The 15,965-nt window shown below is 36.7% G+C and carries 20 protein-coding genes; 10 read left to right on the top strand and 10 right to left on the bottom strand.

Features of this window, described 5'->3' with window-relative positions; all coding sequences use genetic code 11:
* Positions 1-344 precede the first annotated feature (344 nt).
* Positions 345-839 (bottom strand): hypothetical protein, encoded by a 495-nt coding sequence (locus LIS78_RS13250; RefSeq protein WP_209149834.1) that lies wholly within the window; start codon positions 837-839, stop codon positions 345-347.
* Between the two features lie 416 nt (positions 840-1,255).
* Here LIS78_RS13250 and LIS78_RS13245 point away from each other — a divergent pair, with 416 nt between their 5' ends.
* Entirely contained in the window at positions 1,256-1,756 is a 501-nt protein-coding gene (locus tag LIS78_RS13245) for a GNAT family N-acetyltransferase (protein WP_195783080.1), read from the top strand.
* Between the two features lie 35 nt (positions 1,757-1,791).
* Here the strand turns inward: LIS78_RS13245 and uraH are convergent, their stop codons facing one another.
* Genes uraH through LIS78_RS13230 form a run of 3 tightly spaced genes read right to left on the bottom strand, consistent with a single transcriptional unit; the run spans position 1,792 to position 4,007 of the window.
* A complete protein-coding gene (gene uraH, locus LIS78_RS13240) occupies positions 1,792-2,148 on the bottom strand; it encodes a hydroxyisourate hydrolase (protein ID WP_195783081.1) in 357 nt (118 codons plus the stop codon).
* On the bottom strand, positions 2,145-2,672 hold the full coding sequence (uraD, locus tag LIS78_RS13235; RefSeq protein WP_195783082.1) for a 2-oxo-4-hydroxy-4-carboxy-5-ureidoimidazoline decarboxylase: 528 nt from the start codon (positions 2,670-2,672) through the stop codon (positions 2,145-2,147). Before uraD ends, uraH begins: the two co-directional genes overlap by 4 nt.
* A 12-nt stretch (positions 2,673-2,684) precedes the next feature.
* Positions 2,685-4,007 (bottom strand): nucleobase:cation symporter-2 family protein, encoded by a 1,323-nt coding sequence (locus tag LIS78_RS13230; RefSeq protein WP_286676922.1) that lies wholly within the window; start codon positions 4,005-4,007, stop codon positions 2,685-2,687.
* Between the two features lie 268 nt (positions 4,008-4,275).
* Here LIS78_RS13230 and LIS78_RS13225 point away from each other — a divergent pair, with 268 nt between their 5' ends.
* From LIS78_RS13225 to LIS78_RS13200, 6 genes are all read left to right on the top strand, one after another.
* Entirely contained in the window at positions 4,276-4,863 is a 588-nt protein-coding gene (locus LIS78_RS13225) for a lysophospholipid acyltransferase family protein (protein WP_252283747.1), read from the top strand.
* Positions 4,864-4,883: 20 nt separating this feature from the next.
* Positions 4,884-5,369 (top strand): hypothetical protein, encoded by a 486-nt coding sequence (locus LIS78_RS13220; RefSeq protein WP_013057211.1) that lies wholly within the window; start codon positions 4,884-4,886, stop codon positions 5,367-5,369.
* A gap of 219 nt (positions 5,370-5,588) precedes the next feature.
* Complete coding sequence (locus tag LIS78_RS13215) at positions 5,589-6,662, top strand: branched-chain amino acid aminotransferase (RefSeq protein WP_098113018.1); 1,074 nt, start codon at positions 5,589-5,591, stop codon at positions 6,660-6,662.
* A gap of 223 nt (positions 6,663-6,885) precedes the next feature.
* Positions 6,886-7,113 (top strand): hypothetical protein, encoded by a 228-nt coding sequence (locus LIS78_RS13210; protein ID WP_014459922.1) that lies wholly within the window; start codon positions 6,886-6,888, stop codon positions 7,111-7,113.
* Positions 7,114-7,250: 137 nt separating this feature from the next.
* The gene (locus LIS78_RS13205; RefSeq protein ID WP_029321983.1) at positions 7,251-7,532 is read left to right on the top strand and encodes a hypothetical protein; all 282 of its coding nucleotides are present in this window, start codon (positions 7,251-7,253) and stop codon (positions 7,530-7,532) included.
* Positions 7,533-7,941: 409 nt separating this feature from the next.
* Positions 7,942-8,868, top strand: a complete 927-nt coding sequence (locus LIS78_RS13200) for a manganese-dependent inorganic pyrophosphatase (protein WP_013057209.1) — start codon at positions 7,942-7,944, stop codon at positions 8,866-8,868.
* 19 nt (positions 8,869-8,887) lie between these two features.
* Here LIS78_RS13200 and LIS78_RS13195 read toward each other — a convergent pair whose 3' ends face one another.
* On the bottom strand, positions 8,888-9,328 hold the full coding sequence (locus tag LIS78_RS13195) for a serine aminopeptidase domain-containing protein (RefSeq protein WP_252283746.1): 441 nt from the start codon (positions 9,326-9,328) through the stop codon (positions 8,888-8,890).
* 47 nt (positions 9,329-9,375) lie between these two features.
* Positions 9,376-9,819 (bottom strand): alpha/beta fold hydrolase, encoded by a 444-nt coding sequence (locus LIS78_RS13190; RefSeq protein WP_252283745.1) that lies wholly within the window; start codon positions 9,817-9,819, stop codon positions 9,376-9,378.
* A gap of 225 nt (positions 9,820-10,044) precedes the next feature.
* Between LIS78_RS13190 and ilvD the strand changes: the two genes are divergently transcribed.
* Positions 10,045-11,721: a dihydroxy-acid dehydratase gene (gene ilvD, locus LIS78_RS13185; RefSeq protein WP_013057207.1), complete on the top strand. Its 1,677-nt coding sequence runs from the start codon at positions 10,045-10,047 to the stop codon at positions 11,719-11,721.
* A gap of 68 nt (positions 11,722-11,789) precedes the next feature.
* Here ilvD and LIS78_RS13180 read toward each other — a convergent pair whose 3' ends face one another.
* Complete coding sequence (locus LIS78_RS13180) at positions 11,790-12,218, bottom strand: GNAT family N-acetyltransferase (protein ID WP_209149830.1); 429 nt, start codon at positions 12,216-12,218, stop codon at positions 11,790-11,792.
* 365 nt (positions 12,219-12,583) lie between these two features.
* Here LIS78_RS13180 and LIS78_RS13175 point away from each other — a divergent pair, with 365 nt between their 5' ends.
* A complete protein-coding gene (locus LIS78_RS13175; RefSeq protein WP_195783088.1) occupies positions 12,584-13,372 on the top strand; it encodes a DUF4240 domain-containing protein in 789 nt (262 codons plus the stop codon).
* A 46-nt stretch (positions 13,373-13,418) separates the two neighbouring features.
* On the opposite strand, the gene LIS78_RS13170 is transcribed toward LIS78_RS13175, so the two are convergent.
* The gene (locus LIS78_RS13170) at positions 13,419-14,396 is read right to left on the bottom strand and encodes a DMT family transporter (RefSeq protein ID WP_195783089.1); all 978 of its coding nucleotides are present in this window, start codon (positions 14,394-14,396) and stop codon (positions 13,419-13,421) included.
* A 100-nt stretch (positions 14,397-14,496) separates the two neighbouring features.
* On the opposite strand from LIS78_RS13170, the gene LIS78_RS13165 reads away from it, so the two are divergent.
* The gene (locus LIS78_RS13165) at positions 14,497-15,054 is read left to right on the top strand and encodes a helix-turn-helix domain-containing protein (RefSeq protein ID WP_057236392.1); all 558 of its coding nucleotides are present in this window, start codon (positions 14,497-14,499) and stop codon (positions 15,052-15,054) included.
* Between the two features lie 44 nt (positions 15,055-15,098).
* Here the strand turns inward: LIS78_RS13165 and LIS78_RS13160 are convergent, their stop codons facing one another.
* Positions 15,099-15,383: a hypothetical protein gene (locus LIS78_RS13160; RefSeq protein ID WP_013083325.1), complete on the bottom strand. Its 285-nt coding sequence runs from the start codon at positions 15,381-15,383 to the stop codon at positions 15,099-15,101.
* A 95-nt stretch (positions 15,384-15,478) separates the two neighbouring features.
* The gene (locus tag LIS78_RS13155) at positions 15,479-15,817 is read right to left on the bottom strand and encodes a hypothetical protein (protein WP_013057201.1); all 339 of its coding nucleotides are present in this window, start codon (positions 15,815-15,817) and stop codon (positions 15,479-15,481) included.
* Positions 15,818-15,965: the final 148 nt, after the last annotated feature.

Below are 15,965 nucleotides of genomic sequence, written 5' to 3'. Positions count from 1 at the left end.
AGCTAATTTGTGTAAGTCGAAGGACATGCTTTCGAGCTAAACGTGTGAATGTGGTCACACGGTCCCCGCCACAAACGCATCAAAGACGTCCTGCGTGGACGTCTTTTTCATTTTATAAAAAAGAGAGCATATAGCTCTCTTTTTTTGGGGGGATTACTTTCCGAAAAAAGTCAGGGACTTTTAGCCTTTTGCTACCCTTACTGATCAAAAAAGTTTTTTGTTTGAATGCTTCACTATATTTTTAATACTTCTTTTTCATCGTTTTTTATTCCATACATCGTTTCCTACTTGCAACGGGAGCTTTTTTATCCAATTTTCTTAACCAAACCTAAACATATAAAAACTTACTGTATTTGCACATTTGCCGCATATTGCATTGTTCCTCTTGTAGAGTTAATCACGATATCTACAACGTAAAAACCTTGATTTTTAGGAATCTTAAATTCATTATTTTTGACAAACAGCTTGGTTTTTTCACCGTTATCTCTCCATATATGCACACTCATACTACGAATATAAGCGCCGTCTAGGTTGGAAAAATGGAGCTTAACCAATTGTTGCTGCTTCAATGGTATACTTTTTTGCTGCGATATGTATGTATATAAATCATATACATTTATTTCTTTTTTTGTTGTTGAACGGCCGTTTGACCAGTTAATAGAACCTTTGTGAAGGTGATAGGTATGTTCGTTGACCGTAAGTGCAGCTTCAGGTTTGTTTTGATCGTATTCTTCCTCTAGAAAGAAAGCACTGTTCTTAAGTAAAAGTAAGAAGAACACAATAACAGCTCCTAGACCGCTTAAGACATATACACCACATTTTGTGGGTAGTACTTTCATAATAATTTCCTTTCACAGACCAATAATTAAGGAGGATATGTACATAAAATTTCCACTTTTTCTATTCTAAACGATTACAAGTAAAATTACATTTATTGCTTTCTTTCTTCATAAAAAACAGGATAATAGTCATGTGTTTTCTATAAAATGTCTCCTTAGATCCAATTCAAACCCATATAAAAGGAAGATAAATGGAAATTAAAAGAGGGAATCTAAAAAATTTACAGAAGTTGATAAGTGATTTAAAATTATACAGAAGAAAAAAGCATTTCAAAGAAAGGGAGATTAGTAGGTTTTTGGTTCTACTTCCGCTTCTTAAAAAGTGGTGTTTTTCGTAAAAAACTGTGAAGCTATATTTTATAAAGGTGAACCGATACATATATAAACAAAAGGGACACATAAAAAGGGGGATCAGCATGCAAATTAGAGAACTAGAATTACATGATGCTGCAAACTTTGTAGATTTGCTTAAACAGATTGAAGAAGAAAGTAAGTTTATGCTGTTTGAAAGCGGAGAGCGAAAGCTGAGCACAGATCAGCAGGAGAAAAACATCGAAATCTTTAAGCAACAGCCAAACTCTACGATTATTGTAGCAGAAGAAAACGAGATGCTTGTGGGATATATAGCTGCAACAGGAGGTGAAGCTAACCGAAACGCTCACATCGCTTCTTTAACATTAGGTATTCGAAAAACGTTTCAAAATCAAGGTATTGGTAAGGCTTTATTCGCTGCGCTTGAAGAATGGGCAAGAGAACACCATATTCACCGTCTTGAGCTCACAGTTGCTGTACAGCATGAAAAGGCTCTTTCTTTATATGACAAAGTAGGATTTGAAATTGAAGGAACGAAAAAACATTCACTGCGAATTGGCGGTTTGTTCATTGATGAGTACTATATGTCTAAATTGCTCAACTAAAAAAGAAACGACGTTTAAAGACGCCGTTTCTTTTTTTAACTTCCTCTGTAAATTTGGTATCCCCACGGTGACACAAGCAAAGGGATATGATAGTGTTCTTGTTCAGAAGACAATCCGACTCGAACAGAAACTTGATTTAAAAAGGGCGGATTTGTTGTTTGGACTTCTTGTTTTTTATAATATTCCCCAATATGAAACAGAAGTTCATAATCTCCTGATTCAAACGCTTCAGAAGAGAAGAGCGGAGTTACTAACCTCCCGTCTTCATTTGTAGTACCATGTGAAATTTTTATTCGTTTACTTTGCGACTGAATATGATAAAAATCAACTTTGACAAAAGCAGCCGGACATCCGTGGGTAAGATCTAAAATATGCGTTGTGATTTTAGTCATGCTCGTTTCTTTGTCTCCTTATCTTCAGTAATTTTATCAGTTAAGCGAAAGAAAGCAATTTTATATACTTCTTCTAACGCTGTATCAAACTCCGTTTGCTCGGTATTTAGTAAGCGACTTTGCATTGCCTCGTAGATATCTTCTTTTTGTTTACCTCGTACTGCCAAAATAAAAGGAAAAGGAAACTTCTCCATATACGTTCCATTAAGAGAAGAAAACTGTTCATACTCATCTTGCGTTAAGTTTTGTAAGCCTGCTTTGGTTTGTTCTTCAGTAGAAGCAGATGTCATGGCGATATTTTCACCTAGATTTGGATGAGCTTGCAGCAGCTTCAGCTGTTTTTCTACAGATGCTTGCGCTACAATTTCTTTCATCATGCCATGAAGTTGTTCAACGGAAGAGAAAGGGCCTTTAGAATAAGCCTCTTCTGCAACCCAAGGTGAATGTTCAAATATATCACCAACTAATGAAACGAAATGCTTCTTGCTAAGCTGATTTACATACTGCACGGATACGTTATTCATACTACACCACCTTTATTTTATTTCTGAATAATCTGTCTTCTCTAAAGAGACAGAAGGTACTTTTCGTTCAATTGATGCGTTAAAAAAGAGATTTAATAAAATGGCAGCTAAACTTCCCGTAATAACTCCATCGCTTACAATTACGCGCAAAGCATTTGGGAGCTGAGCGAATAAATCAGGTACCACCGTTACACCAAGGCCGAGTGAAAGAGAGCACGCAATAATCAGCAAATTTTCTTGTTTGGTCAAATCAACAGCACTTAGCATTTTGATGCCTGACGAAATAACTAAACCAAACAACACGACCATCGCTCCTCCTAAAACAGGGGTGGGAATAATAGTTGTAAAAGCAGCAATTTTAGGAACAAGCCCCAGTAATACGAGAATGAAGCCGGCTACTACCACTACATTTTTTGTTTTTACTTTCGATAATTGAACCAGTCCTACATTCTGAGCGAATGTATTGTAAGGAAAAGCATTAAATAGCCCTCCAAGAACAATGGCGATTCCTTCGGCACGGTAGCCTTTTGTAAAATCTTTTTCCGTTAATTCTCGATCGCACAGCTTCCCTAATGCTAAAAATACGCCTGTAGACTCAATAATAATGACTAAGCATACGAGAATCATCGTTAAAATAGGGCCGATTTCAAAAGTGGGCATCCCAAAATAAAAAGGAGTGGGAATGTGCAGCCAAGAAGCTTCATTGAAATTAGTAAAATCAACTTTCCCCATTAATACAGCGGCTATTGTTCCACCTACAATTCCAATCAACACAGAAAGAGAACGAAGAAAACCGCTGAAAAATCGATTTAAAATTAAAATAAGCGCTAGAACACCAAAAGAAAGAAGAAGATTAGAAAGAGAACCAAAATCTTTACTTCCCACTCCTCCTGCCATATTTCGCACGGCGGATGGTACAAGCGATAAACCAATCATCGTCACAACCGTTCCGGTGACAACGGGAGGGAAAAATTTAATAATTTTGCCTAAAAAACTTGCTGCCAGTACGATGAAAATACCACCGGCAATAATCGCTCCGTAAACAGCGCTAATCCCATATTGAGTTCCAATTGCAATCATAGGAGTCACCGCTACAAATGAGCTTCCAAGTACAACAGGAAGACCAATCCCAAACCACCTGTTCGTCCATGCCTGTAACAGTGTAGCTAGTCCGCATGTCAGTAAATCAATGGCCACGAGATAGGATAAGTCATGCGCATTTAAATTCAATGCGCGTCCGACCATCAGCGGAACGAGAATGGCACCCGCATACATAGCAAGTACGTGCTGTAATCCCAATGAAGCTAGTCGAAACGGTCGATTTTGGTTATTCACCTAAAAACCTCCTTTAATTATATCACATGTAATGTTAATAAATATTACATTTAAAATGATACATTAATAGTAAAATGTTTTTTAAGAGATGTCATTAGTTAAGTTGACTAAAAACAGAAGAGACAATATCTGATTTTATACAATGTAGAGAGAAGCAGTGAAGCTATTGTGTGAAAAGATGTTACATTCTTTTTTAGTACCAACTCTTAATAGTAAGTGATATAATTTTGTATATATTTTCAAATAATAGAGAGAAGAGGAAACATTTATGTATAATGTTGCGGCTCACACATGTAAATTTTTATTAAAAAGGAGAGGGAAGCTTCACGTAAGGAACAGAGAGTATCTGCCAGCGGATACAGGCTTTGTGATCGCTTGTTCGCATAAGGGATGGGTAGACGTCGTAGCGCTTGGTACAGCTGTTTTGCCTCACCAAATTCATTTTATGGCAAAAAAGGAGCTGTTTAATCATATACTTACTAGTAATGTATTAAAAAAACTTAACGCATTCCCAGTAGATCGTAACAATCCAGGACCCAGCAGCATTAAAACACCTATTAAATTGGAAAAACAAGGACATATAGTAGGAATTTTCCCTAGCGGCACTCGAACAGAGGAAGACGTTCCTTTGAAAAGAGGGGCAGTCACTATAGCAAGTATGGCAAAGGTTCCTATTGTACCCGCGGTTTACAAAGGACCCTCAAATGTAAAAGAGCTATTTTCAAAGGATCCCATTGTCATTTCCTTTGGAAAGCCCATCTACCTTGGAGAAGATAAACTAACAAAAGACCGCCTTGCCGACGTGTCAAATCGCTTAACAGCTTCGATTCGTGCGTTAGAGGAAACAGAAAAATAACTTCATAGCGGAGGTGCATCATGAAGGATTGGGTACAGAGAAAGCTAAACGATGTGATTAGTGATGATGTGCAGGCAAAAATGAAAGAAAAGATGGCTGAAAGCGGTGTAACCGTTCCTATATCCGCTTCTATGCTCATGCGAATTTTTCAAAAGCAAATGACAAAGCAAGATCAAATTCAGCAATTTTCTATTTCATTTCAAGACTCCTATATTCACGTGAATGGAATTATTAAAAAATTTCTGGTGAGAATTCCATTTTCCATTGTGCTAGAACCTCTTGAAGCAAAAGAACGTACGCTTTTATTCAAAATCCATGAAATGAAACCTCTTAATCAAAATTGGATCAACTATCGAATTTTTCACAAGCCGCCTGTTACTACGTATGAAGAAAAACAAATTCATATCAATCTCAATGAAATTGATAAAGTGAAGGTCATTCCAGTAGGAAAAATCAAACAATTTTCAATACAAGATGAAAAGCTTCGAGTGAAAATTGGTTTATAAATGGTTGTAAATAAAATGTAGAAATAGTTTTTTCAGAAAGAAAACCTTTTCAATTCAGCACTTAATTCGATTAGGTGCTATTTCTTTATAATTTTTATAAAATTTTTAGAATTTTTCGTCTCTAACTATTGTGACACGCTTCCCTAAAGTTGTACAATGTAACTTATATAGAGGTTTAAGCGAAAAACCCGTAAATATAAAGAGCAAGGAGAAACAACTATGACAACTTATTCAATCGATGTAACACTAAGTCAAACAAAAAAAGAAAAGCCGCAATCTGATCAATTGCAATTCGGGAAAATCTTCACGGACCATATGTTCATTATGGATTATACAGAAGGCCAAGGATGGCACGATGCTCGTATTGTACCTTATCAACCTATCACATTAGATCCGGCATCCATGATCTTTCATTACGGGCAGTCTGTTTTTGAAGGACTAAAAGCATATGTAACAAAAAAAGAGCAAGTATTATTATTTAGACCAGATGAGAACTTCAAACGTTTAAATAAATCAAACGATCGTCTTTGTATTCCTCATGTTGATGAAGACTTAGCGCTAGAAGCGTTAAAGCAGCTGATTAAAATTGACCGCGAATGGATTCCTACTGCTGAAGGTACATCACTATACATTCGCCCGTTTGTCATCGCGACAGAGCCTTACTTAGGAGTAGCGCCATCTGACCGCTATCAATTTATCATTATTCTATCTCCAGTTGGTTCATATTACAAAGAAGGAATTGCTCCTGTAAAAATTGCGGTTGAAAGCGAATTTGTTCGTGCTGTAGCCGGAGGGACAGGGACAGCTAAAACAGGAGGAAACTATGCTTCAAGCTTAAAAGCTCAGCAGCTTTCTGACTCAAAAGGCTATTCACAAGTACTGTGGTTAGACGGAGTTGAACGCAAGTACATTGAAGAAGTAGGAAGCATGAATATTTTCTTCAAAATCGATGGAGAAGTAGTAACGCCATCTGTGAACGGAAGCATTTTAGAAGGAATTACGCGTAAATCCATCATTGAGCTGCTAAAACACTGGAATATGCCTGTAACTGAGCGCCGTATTTCTATGGAAGAAATTAAGCAAGCTTATTCCGAAGGCAAACTAGAAGAGGCATTTGGAACAGGTACAGCTGCAGTTATTTCTCCAATTGGCGAACTATTTTGGAATAATGAGAAAATGGTCATCAATGGTGGAAACACAGGAGAAGTATCACAAAAACTGTATGACACTCTAACAGGTATTCAAAATGGTACAGTAGAAGATCCATTCGGCTGGGCAGTGGAAGTAGAATGAATTTCGGTAATCGAATATCTTTTTACGTAAAAGAAGCGGGACAGCTCCCGCTTCTTTTTTTGTTTGTTGCCGAATAGTCCAAAAGAAACAAGTCGTATTTGAATATTTAGAACTATTTATATACTTTTATTGTAAAATAAAATATAATCATCCTTATAAAAGCAATACTTTGTCTTTATTGAAATTCACAGCATTATTTATTCGTTATAAGGGGGAGAACAAAATGCTTTTTTTATCACATGATGAAAAAATTAAACAGCTGGCTTCACACTTAGCTGAACGACTCGAAAGAGAATTAAACCAAGAAACCTCAGATGAACAAATGCACGTGCTCATCGGCTATTTATTTGCTTCTCATTTAATCGAGCACCGTCCTACAGGTTATTACGTAAGGTCTCAATACCCTGAGCAGTTAAAAGATTTATATGAAACTTTACATGTCCATCAATAAATTATCTCTTCCTCTTTTGCCCTATATCGTGTAGAATTTTAGAAAATATATGATTTTCTAGTTGATGGCAGAGCTAGGATATAGCGCGGTGTGGCATTTACCTTTAAATGATTAAGTAATGGCTTTAGAGGTGAATAATGTTAGCGCAGATCAAAGAAATGAGTTTAGATAAAAATCGTCGTAATCCACATTACCGCGTATTGTTGCAGTGTCCAGACGGGAGTGAACTATTCATTCACTTTAATTATACATACCGATCAAAAACATATTGGTCAAGAGATGTATATTACAACAATGTTCATAAAAAATCTCAGCTTGCTTGGTATACCCAAAGCGTAGAAGGAATGACGGCTCAGCAGTTTCTTGAAGAGCTAGGAGCCAAAGTAAATGAACATTTCGATTTTACACTGCGACGATAATCAAAAAAGTGCCCTTTAACAAGGGGGCTTTTTTGGTTATTTTATATAAACAAGGACAAAATAATACATTTTCTCTTTAATAATAGTCATTGCTTCCTTACTTTTTCTTTATCAAAATTGGCAAGATACTGCGTTTAAGTTATCTATCAGGTGTTAGAGAGCCGGGTTGTGTTTTATCGCTAACTTTTATATAATGAACGTATAAAACCCTCTATTTATATCGGAAATAGAGGTGTTTTTACTATGAAAAAGATACAAAATGGCAAAATATCTGCGGATGAACATCATTTTTCGCAAAAAAATTAAAATAATGTAAAAGTTTATGTTAAAATGGCAATGTTGCGTGAACGAATTAATTAAATTTACGCAAGAATGCTATTTACATACGTAAGAAGGAGAGAGATTTAAGATGGCAAAGACGTTAATTTTTGGACATAAAAATCCTGACACAGATACAATCTGTTCTGCAATTGCATACGCTGATTTAAAGAATAAATTAGGTGTAGACGCTGAACCAGTTCGATTAGGCGATATTAACGGTGAAACGCAATTTGCTCTTGAAAAGTTCAACGCTGAACTACCACGTTTCGTTGATGAAGTATCTAAAGAAACAAATGAAGTTATTTTAGTGGACCACAACGAACGCCAACAAAGTGCAAACGATATTGATCAAGTTCGTGTGCTTGAAGTAATTGATCATCACCGTATTGCTAACTTTGAAACAGCAGATCCTTTATACTATCGTGCAGAGCCAGTTGGATGTACGGCAACGATCTTAAACAAGATGTATAAAGAAAACGGCGTAGAAATCGAACCTAACATCGCAGGTCTTATGCTATCAGCTATCATTTCTGATTCTTTATTATTCAAATCACCAACTTGCACAGACCAAGACGTTGCAGCTGCTAAAGAATTAGCGGAAATTGCAGGCGTAGATGCAGAAGAGTACGGATTAGCAATGCTGAAAGCTGGAGCTGACTTAGGCGATAAAACAGCTTCACAATTAATTTCATTAGATGCTAAAGAATTCAGCATGGGTACAAGCAAAGTAGAAATTGCACAAGTGAATGCAATTGACGTAAATGACGTTTTAGTACGCAAAGTTGAATTGGAAGAAGCTATTACTAAAACAATCGAAGAAAAAGGATTACAATTATTCCTTTTAGTTGTTACAGATATTTTAAACAGCAACTCTACTGCATTAGCATTAGGTTCTGCTGCTTCAAAAGTAGAAGAAGCATACAACGTAACGCTTGAAAACAATACAGCTGTCTTAGAAGGCGTTGTATCACGTAAAAAACAAGTAGTACCTGTATTAACATCTGTATTTGCTTAATAAAAAAAACGGTTCGTGTCTAAACACGAACCGTTTTTTTGTCCATTTGCACGTCAAGCCAATTTAGTATATCTTCTATCACTTCATCTTTATTTAATTCATTAAGCAACTCATGACGGCACTGTGTAAAAAAGCGGTAGCTTACATCCTGCAATCCTGCTTTTTTAAAGTCGTTATATACTTTGAGTACACCTTTTGTATAGCTGCCTACTGGATCATGTTCTCCAGATATTAAATAAATAGGCAGGCTTGATGGTACTAGCTTTATATTAGCTAAGTTAGAGATTTGTTTGATTCCTGTTAATAAGTCATAGAAAAATCCCGCCGTGAAAACTCCTCCGCAATAAGGGTCATTTACATATAAATCTACAGCCTCATTATCTTGACTTAACCAATCAAAAGGTGTTCGAGCAGGATGAAAGGATTTGTTGTACTGTCCAAAAGAAAGCTTATCAAGCAATGGACTAGCAGATCGTAATCCTTTTCTTTTTTTCTCTATTTTCGCAGCTAATATGCCGCCCTGCAGTGAAAGGGAAGGAATGCTGCCATCACACCATGAATGTGCTCTGTATTCAATTGAATATATCTTCTCGTTAGAAAAGACCCCATGCTGTGACCGAAAAGAAAGATTGGTAGGCCGGTGTGTTCCGTTGAAATGTGCTTAGTCAGAGCAATCATGTCGTAAACTACGGTGTCAAAACCATTTTCTTCAGCAAAAAAACGCTTTTCTTCATCTTTTAAAGCTGTTTGACCGTGACCGCGGTGATCATTTCCATATACGATGTAGCCATGTTGAGTTAATACATTAGCAAAGTATTCGTAGCGTCCGATATGTTCGGCCATCCCATGGGCTATTTGGACAACACCTTTTGCAGGCATTTTTTCAACATTCCATTTTTGTGCAAATATTTCTTTTTCCTGATGACCTCTGTAGTAAAAGGATTGTTTCATGCTCAGTATCCACCTTCTGCTTTCCTGTAAAATAAGGGATATATGTATATATTATACTAATTTATGTAGGTGATTTTACTATTTTGAAATAAAAAATGATTATTTTGTCATAAACCTTTACAAACCTTTATGTGATTTGTTAAATTAGTATTTATATTAAAAATTATTAAACAATTTAAAAAGATTCAGTTTTTAATAGGTTAGATGAATACGGAGGGAATTATTGTGGCAGAATTAAGAAGTAACATGATCAAAAAAGGATTCGACAGAGCACCCCACCGCAGCCTACTGCGTGCAGCTGGTGTAAAAGAAGAGGATTTCGGCAAACCGTTTATTGCGGTTGTCAATTCATATATTGATATTGTACCAGGTCATGTTCACTTACAAGAGTTTGGTAAAATCGTAAAAGATGCGATTCGCGAAGCTGGTGGCGTACCTTTTGAAATGAACACTATCGGTGTAGATGACGGTATTGCGATGGGACATATCGGTATGCGCTATTCATTACCAAGTCGTGAAATCATTGCTGACTCAGTTGAAACGGTAGTATCTGCTCACTGGTTTGATGGAATGGTATGTATTCCAAACTGTGATAAAATCACGCCTGGGATGTTAATGGCTTCATTACGTCTGAATATTCCGACAGTTTTTGTTAGCGGCGGACCAATGAAGGCTGGCGTAACGAGCGACGGTCGTAAGATTTCTCTTTCTTCAGTATTTGAAGGCGTAGGAGCTCATCAAGCTGGTAAACTTGATGATAAAGGATTACTTGAATTAGAACAATTCGGCTGTCCGACATGCGGATCTTGTTCAGGAATGTTTACAGCGAACTCAATGAACTGCTTAGCTGAAGCGTTAGGACTTGCTTTACCTGGAAATGGTACAATCTTAGCAGTTGCTCCTGAACGTAGAGAATTTGTTAAAAAATCAGCTAAACAGCTTATGGAATTAATTAAATTAGATTTAAAACCACGTGATATCGTAACAGAAAAAGCAATCGACAACGCGTTTGCTTTGGACATGGCGTTAGGTGGTTCTACAAATACAGTTCTTCATACGCTAGCTCTTGCGAATGAAGCTGAAATTGAGTATCCATTAGAGCGTATTAATGAAGTGGCAGAACGCGTGCCTCACTTGGCAAAACTGGCTCCGGCTTCTGATGTATTTATTGAAGACTTACATGAAGCAGGAGGCGTATCAGCTGCTTTAAACGAGCTATCTAAAAAAGAAGGGGCTCTTCATTTAGATACTATGACAGTTACTGGAAAAACGTTAGGTGAAAACATTGCCGGATGCGATGTAAAAGACTATAACGTTATCCATCCAATCGATAAGCCATTCACCGAAAAAGGGGGACTTGCTGTATTGTTTGGTAACTTAGCTCCAGACGGCGCGATCATTAAAACAGGCGGTGTTCAAGACGGTATTACTCGTCACGAAGGACCAGCAATTGTATTTGAGTCTCAAGACGAGGCGCTGCACGGTATTGCTAACGGCAAAGTAAAAGAAGGACATGTCGTAGTCATTCGTTATGAAGGACCAAAAGGCGGCCCGGGAATGCCTGAAATGTTAGCTCCAACTTCTCAAATCATGGGAATGGGACTAGGTGCAAAAGTAGCTCTATTAACGGACGGACGCTTCTCTGGCGCTTCTCGTGGATTATCAATTGGTCACGCATCTCCAGAAGCTGCTGAAGGCGGCCCGCTAGCATTTGTAGAAGATGGCGACCACATCGTGATTGACATTGAAGATCGTTCGATGAATGTTCAAGTTTCTCCAGATGTTTGGGAAGAACGAAAAGCAAACTGGAAAGGCTTTGAGCCAAAAGTGAAAAAAGGCTATCTTGCAAGATATTCTAAACTTGTAACTTCTGCAAGCACGGGCGGAATTATGAAAATCTAATAGTAAAGAAAAAGGCTCTCTGCTGAGAGCCTTTTTCTTTACTGAAGTAACTGTGTACAAGAAGATTTTTAAAACGTAAATTCTTTTTTCATTATAATGTGTGGAATACCGTCTTCCATAAATACATCAGAAACAGTCTTATACCCTAATTTATGATAAAATGATTCAGCTTGAACTTGACCATGAAGCATCGCTTGAGTTAAGCCTTCCTTTTTCGCTGCTTCTTCTAAGCTGGTCACCACTTCTTTTCCGAGCCCGTATTTTCTAAATTCTTTTAATACACATATCCGCTCTATTTTGGCGAAACCGTCTACTATGCGGAATCTTCCAGAAGCAGCTGGTTCGTTGTTATAATAAATCAACATATGTTTTGCCGTTTCTTCATGTTCATCAAATTCATCTTCTAACGGCACTCCTTGTTCTTCAACAAACACTGTTTTACGTATATGAAATACGTCTTCAAGCTGCTCTTTTGTTGTAACATGCTTAATTTCCATCGAAAATCCTTCCTTTGCTGCGAATTTATGATTCTTTTTTGTATAATAAAGATATCTAATATAAAAAGAGTATAAAGGAAAAATAAAATGTTGTAAATGCAACAAAAGTAAGTAGCTGAAATATTGCGTAAATCATGTTTGATTTCTCGCTGTTTGAACTGTATCAGTAGCATTGAATTTAAATGAGGAGCGGAGCATGATCAAAAAATAGCCCTTCAGCTTTTAACAAACTTTAGAAAGAATTAAAATCAACTGGAACATGTTAAAAAAGGAAAGAAAAGGGATTATGAAGCGCCGTGGCTCTACATAACTTGTAAAAAGAGAAATATTCATAATAGTAGTGGGATGAAAAAGGGGAATGTATCATGCAAATAACCTTAGTGTATAAAGATGAGCAATCGAATAAATTTTGGAAAGTTGAAAGAAGAGACAGCAAGTTAGTGATTCACTTTGGAAAAGTTGATACAGCTGGCCGCATGCAAGTAAAAGAGTTTGCTTCCGCAGAAGCTTGTGAAGCAGAAGCTGAAAAGCTGATTCGTGCAAAATTGAAGAAAGGATATAAGCCTTTAACTTGTTCGATGCAAGTAATGAAAGACAGCACGATGTCAGAGGCTCTCTTTTGGGAACTGATAAAAAAGGCGAAGACAAAATTAGATGTCGACGAGCAAATGGAATGGCTCCGCTCCACGCTAGCAAAGCGTTCTGAAAAGGACATTTTCCGCTTTGATCAGCTATTAAGTCAGCATTTTGATCAATCCTATACTTCTTCATTGTGGGCAGCAGCTTATATTGTAATGGGCGGTTGTTCAGATGATTGTTTTGATTATTTTAGAGGGTGGCTTTTATATCAAGGAAAAGACATATATTATAAAGCAATTGAATCTCCTGAGACGATGATTTCTGTACTTAAACCACTAGAAGCAGAAGGCTATGCTCCTCAATTAGAAGAATTACTTTCTGTAGCGTGTGAAGCTTATGAAGAAAAAACAGGTTTAGATAACGACTATTATTATGATAAATATGACCAGTTTGACCCAATGTGGTACGATGAGCAAGATTTGGATCTTGATTGGGATGAAGATGATGAGGATGGTTTACAGATGCGATTCCCTGCGCTTTGGAGTCGCTATTGGAACAATCATCTCGAATATTAAAAAGAGGAGATGAAAACCTTTAAACAGATTTTCATCTCCTCTTTTCTTATTTTGATAGAGTACGTGAAGGACCGGCCGAAGACAGTTTTGTTTTTTTGTTTAGCATACTGTTCATAATCATTCCGATTACGATTACCATCATACCAGCTAAAGCTATCCCTGTTGGCACACGCCCATTTAATAAAAACACTTCTCCAAACACTGTAAAAATCATGCTGCCCGATTGAGTTGCTTCGACAGCTCCCAACAAAGCTAAATTTTCTTTTGCCAAGTCTGTTGCGTGAAAGAACGTCATTGTCGCAATTACACCTGAACTCATCGCTAATATAAAAGCTTGCGAAAATTGAGGAGCTGTTGGCATACCAGTTGTATAAAATCCATATATCGCATAGATGATACTTAGCGGTATACTGCCGATAGCCATACCTAAAACACGTTGAAATGTATCTAATTTTCCTTTGCAAACTTCCATCATTTTTCGATTTCCCAGAGGATATAAAAAAGCAGCCATGACGACAGGGAGAAAACCCAACACAAACTGTGAAAGCGTGATGTTTTCAGCTTCTTTAACTTGCATGAGAATCACACCCGCTAAAATAAACGTTGAAATACCAAGCGTTTTGAGTGGAATGTTTCCTCTTACTTTTTTGTTTCCGTCTGCATTTTGAATCGTTACATAGAAAAGTGGAGAAATGAGCGCACCTGCCAAGATCGTTACTTGCCACGTTCCAGCTATAAGCCATGACGGTCCAAAAAGTGAAGAAAAACTTAATAATGAATAAAATCCAATTCCTGCAAGAGTTCCCCAGCCTAACCAAGCGAAAGGATGCTTTTTCATTTCCATCCATAATGGTGTAAACTTCTTTTGTACAAGTACTAAAATGAGTAAAATAGGTAGTGCTAATAAAAAACGAAGAGATGCTGTCCAAGCCCAGCTTGTTCCAGATACATTCATGGCACGATTCACAATAAATGTAGCAGAAAAGAACATAGACGAGAGAAGCCCCCATAAAATTGCTTTCATACTTTTTCCTCCTAATTAATAAAAACACCTAAATGTACCTTATAGTATACTTATATACAAAAAAAGTGTATCATAGTATACAAAAGAAAGGAAGAAAAAAATGCATTCAGAAGAAATGATGAAAAAGGTAGGCAACGAGCTTAGAAAAATAAGAACACAGCGAGAATTCACACTCGATGAATTAGCAGATAGGACGGGAGTCAGCAAACTCACGTTAGGGAAAATTGAAAGAGGGGAGACTAATCCAACCCTAGGAGTAATGTGGAAAATAACAACAGGTTTAAATATCCCTTTAACTAAATTAGTGTCAGTAGAACCTTCAGTGGCTGTATCTAAGTGCGGAGAAGGTTTTTCTCTCAAAGGACCGGACGAAGCGTGGAAAGTAGAATTTATTTTTCAAAATCAAATAGATTCAACTATTGAAATGTACCGAGCCTTTCTTTCTCCTCTCGCTACATACTATCCCGAACCTCATCATAAAGGATTAATTGAAGTAGCAACGGTAATGGAAGGAAGAATTGAAATGAAAATAGAAGAAGAGCTATACGAGCTAAAACAATTTGACTCTATAAAATTTGAAGGAAGTCATGTACACTCATACAAAAATCTTGAAGAACGTCCCGCTGTTCTGCATTTACTGCTAAAATACGAGGAGTAAAACGGCAGAGCCGCAGTAAAACGAACCATAAAAAATGATTCGTTTTACTGCGGCTCTAATAGCTGTTTATTCATCAGCTTGTTTTGATAGCTAATATATTTTTTCACTCTAATGATAATTAATGAATATTCTTCAATCAAACGGTGGATAGATTGAACCATACACTCTGGGTAATGATGTTTTTTCTGTAAATATAATTTATACTTTCGAATTTGCCTTTCGAAATATAAAATCACTTGTTCGGGCGTTTTTACCAATAAAGATTGCATGTATTCATTTACTTGCGTTTCAAGAAACGAATAGCGATTCGTGATAAAAAATGTCTTCATCTTATTTTCCTCCCTATATGTTAGTGGTACAAAAAAGAAACCCTTGTGCTAGGATTTCTTTTTTGATTTTTATTTGAATCAGCTGTGCGCGACTTTTAGGCGCTGATACTTGAAATCGAAGACTGTCTATATTTTTTTATTTTGCATTTTATATATGTAGGCGTTTCGCCGAAAAGATTTGCTACATGTGCAATAGCTCCGTAATACGTTTTAGCATCCATCATTTCTTTATTCACAATATAGTCATACAGGGATGATTCAATATCATCAACAAAAGCTAAAATGTGACGCTTTTCGAATAGGAGTTGATAAAGTTCATTAATTAAGTATGGGCTTTGATCAAATTTGTCTTGAAGCTGCTCTACTCGGTACTTTGTCATAGGCACTTCACACAAGATAATGTATCGTAACTCTTCTAAAAATAATTTATTCATCTTTCTCACATCCCTATTCTGTTAATAATTATATAATAGCACTATGCCTTCACATTTGGAAGCGTTTTCAATTGATTAATTTTAATATTTTTTTCTTCTCATTTCCTTTCGTTTTTTCTTTTCTTACGTGAATTATCTGTAGTATAGT

This window comes from Priestia megaterium, from assembly GCF_023824195.1.
GTDB lineage: Bacteria > Bacillota > Bacilli > Bacillales > Bacillaceae_H > Priestia > Priestia megaterium_D.
Note: the sequence above shows the minus strand (reverse complement) of the source record. Positions and strands in the feature narration are given on the sequence as shown.

Excerpts from the sequence above, each read along its gene's own strand:
- uraD (WP_195783082.1), bottom strand. The coding sequence starts at position 2,672 with ATGAATAACGTATCCGTGCAGTATGTAAATCAGCTTAGCAAGAAGCAT.
- LIS78_RS13250 (WP_209149834.1), bottom strand. The coding sequence starts at position 839 with ATGAAAGTACTACCCACAAAATGTGGTGTATATGTCTTAAGCGGTCTA.
- LIS78_RS13215 (WP_098113018.1), top strand. The coding sequence starts at position 5,589 with ATGACAACTTATTCAATCGATGTAACACTAAGTCAAACAAAAAAAGAA.
- uraH (WP_195783081.1), bottom strand. The coding sequence starts at position 2,148 with ATGACTAAAATCACAACGCATATTTTAGATCTTACCCACGGATGTCCG.
- LIS78_RS13200 (WP_013057209.1), top strand. The coding sequence starts at position 7,942 with ATGGCAAAGACGTTAATTTTTGGACATAAAAATCCTGACACAGATACA.
- LIS78_RS13165 (WP_057236392.1), top strand. The coding sequence starts at position 14,497 with ATGCATTCAGAAGAAATGATGAAAAAGGTAGGCAACGAGCTTAGAAAA.
- LIS78_RS13225 (WP_252283747.1), top strand. The coding sequence starts at position 4,276 with ATGTATAATGTTGCGGCTCACACATGTAAATTTTTATTAAAAAGGAGA.
- LIS78_RS13155 (WP_013057201.1), bottom strand. The coding sequence starts at position 15,817 with ATGAATAAATTATTTTTAGAAGAGTTACGATACATTATCTTGTGTGAA.
- LIS78_RS13210 (WP_014459922.1), top strand. The coding sequence starts at position 6,886 with ATGCTTTTTTTATCACATGATGAAAAAATTAAACAGCTGGCTTCACAC.
- LIS78_RS13205 (WP_029321983.1), top strand. The coding sequence starts at position 7,251 with ATGTTAGCGCAGATCAAAGAAATGAGTTTAGATAAAAATCGTCGTAAT.
- LIS78_RS13160 (WP_013083325.1), bottom strand. The coding sequence starts at position 15,383 with ATGAAGACATTTTTTATCACGAATCGCTATTCGTTTCTTGAAACGCAA.
- LIS78_RS13170 (WP_195783089.1), bottom strand. The coding sequence starts at position 14,396 with ATGAAAGCAATTTTATGGGGGCTTCTCTCGTCTATGTTCTTTTCTGCT.
- LIS78_RS13180 (WP_209149830.1), bottom strand. The coding sequence starts at position 12,218 with ATGGAAATTAAGCATGTTACAACAAAAGAGCAGCTTGAAGACGTATTT.
- LIS78_RS13220 (WP_013057211.1), top strand. The coding sequence starts at position 4,884 with ATGAAGGATTGGGTACAGAGAAAGCTAAACGATGTGATTAGTGATGAT.
- LIS78_RS13245 (WP_195783080.1), top strand. The coding sequence starts at position 1,256 with ATGCAAATTAGAGAACTAGAATTACATGATGCTGCAAACTTTGTAGAT.
- LIS78_RS13175 (WP_195783088.1), top strand. The coding sequence starts at position 12,584 with ATGCAAATAACCTTAGTGTATAAAGATGAGCAATCGAATAAATTTTGG.
- LIS78_RS13190 (WP_252283745.1), bottom strand. The coding sequence starts at position 9,819 with ATGAAACAATCCTTTTACTACAGAGGTCATCAGGAAAAAGAAATATTT.